This is a genomic window from Clostridium sp. OM05-5BH (genome assembly GCF_003481505.1).
Lineage (GTDB): Bacteria > Bacillota > Clostridia > Lachnospirales > Lachnospiraceae > Otoolea > Otoolea fessa.
The window spans coordinates 1-1769 of record NZ_QULJ01000012.1; the positions used below are offsets into that span (position 1 = coordinate 1).

Consider the following 1769-nt stretch of genomic DNA (forward strand, 5'->3'; position numbering starts at 1 on the left):
GAAGATATTAACCCCAGAAGTTGAGAAATACTTACAGGAACTCGTGCAGCAGATAGCTGACGATAAAGGTTTTACCGTTCATTTATTTGAATGTAGTGAAGGTGATCATGTTCACTGTTTTGTATCAGCTCCACCAAAGCTGTCAATAACAGCCATTATCAAGTATCTGAAGGGGATCACAGGCAGGAAATTATTCGAACGTTTTCCGGAAATAAGAAACCAGTTGTGGAAGGGAGAACTGTGGAACCATTCCTATTATGTGGAAACGATCGGATCCGTATCTGAGGAAAATATTCGTCGTTATATTGAACATCAGAGCAAGTCGTATTAATTCAATGTGAATTGTAAATATTCATATGCATGGCAGTCTGAAGGGGGGAGGAGAATGCTGTTGTCTCACAGAACATCGGTTAATATCCGGCCGGAATATTCTAATATGATAGGGCATATGTGTTACGCTGCTTCCAAGCTCTGGAATGTCTGCAACTATGAACGCCGTCGATATAAAGAATTGGGGATGGAGAAGTATCCTGACTGGTATTATCAGAAGAAAGCGCATAAAGGAGATCTGTGGTATAGACAGCTTCCGTCCCAGACAGCGCAGGAGACCTGCAAGCAGCTGGATAAAGCCTGGAAATCATTTTATGCTCTTAAAAAGACCGGTGGGATCAAAGAGCCAAATCCACCGCGATTTAAACAGGACAATATACCGATCACTTATATGCAGATGGGAATCCGGCACGAGAAAGGTTCCGACCAATTGCGGCTGTCTCTGTCAAAGGATCTGAAAAGCTATATGGAAGAAGCTTATGGGATTCATGAAAAATTTCTATATCTTGAAAATAAGATTTTCAGGAACATGGATCACATAAAACAGCTGCGGATCTATCCACCGGAAGATGGAAAATGTGACCTTATTGTTATCTATGAGGTCAAGGAGCCAGAACCGCTTCCTCAGAATGGTCATTATTTATCAATTGATCTTGGACTTCATAATCTGATGACCTGTTATGATTCCGGAAATGGAAAAACTTTTATTCTGGGAAGGAAATATCTTTCGCTGGAAAGATACTTTCACAAAGAAATCAGCAGGGTTCAATCAATATGGTATGCACAGCAGGTGGAAAACGGCATAAAATATCCCCGATCATCGAAACACATCAAAAGGATTTATCGGAAAAAACAGAACGCAGTAAAGGATTACCTTCATAAGGTGACCAGATGGCTTGCAGAATACTGTAAAAAAGAAAGGATAAGCTGTGTAATCATAGGAGATATCCGAAATATCCGTAAAGGAAAAGATATAGGGCACAAGACAAACCAGAAGTTTCACGGACTGCCGTATAATAAACTGTATATCATGTTGGAATATAAACTAAAACTGTATGGAATATCACTGACAAAACAGGAAGAAAGCTATACCAGCCAGTGCAGCCCGTTTTCACCAGAACTATCAAAAAGATATGCAGAAGCATCAAACAGAAAAGAGCGTGGCATGTATATAACGGATGGAGTAAGATATAATGCGGATGCAGTAGGAGCATTTAATATCCTGCGTAAATATCTTTCCGTATCCGGAAAACAGAAAGAACTGTCCGTAACCGGACTAAAGAATCCAGAAATAATAAAAGTAGCTGTATAGCCGAAAGGTAAGCAGTAGTGGTGTCATGGACGCACCCTGAAAAAAGGCGGTATCCCGCCAGATTTCAGATGCTCTGGTAACTTAGTTACCGAGTAGTTCACAATTTTATATTTTGATTTTGCCTTGA

Annotated in this window: 2 protein-coding genes; both read left to right on the forward strand. The window is 40.2% G+C overall.

The features are described 5' to 3' along the window. Positions 1-331, forward strand: a 331-nt coding sequence (gene tnpA / locus DXB70_RS12370; protein WP_118673415.1) for an IS200/IS605 family transposase, incomplete at its 5' end; no start/stop codon positions are given. 54 nt (positions 332-385) lie between these two features. Continuing rightward, positions 386-1642: a transposase gene (locus DXB70_RS12375; RefSeq protein WP_243099968.1), complete on the forward strand. Its 1257-nt coding sequence runs from the start codon at positions 386-388 to the stop codon at positions 1640-1642. Positions 1643-1769 lie beyond the last annotated feature (127 nt).

What these genes read in the sequence shown, in the direction of transcription:
- DXB70_RS12375 (WP_243099968.1), top strand. Translation starts at nt 386, where the DNA reads ATGCTGTTGTCTCACAGAACATCGGTTAATATCCGGCCGGAATATTCT.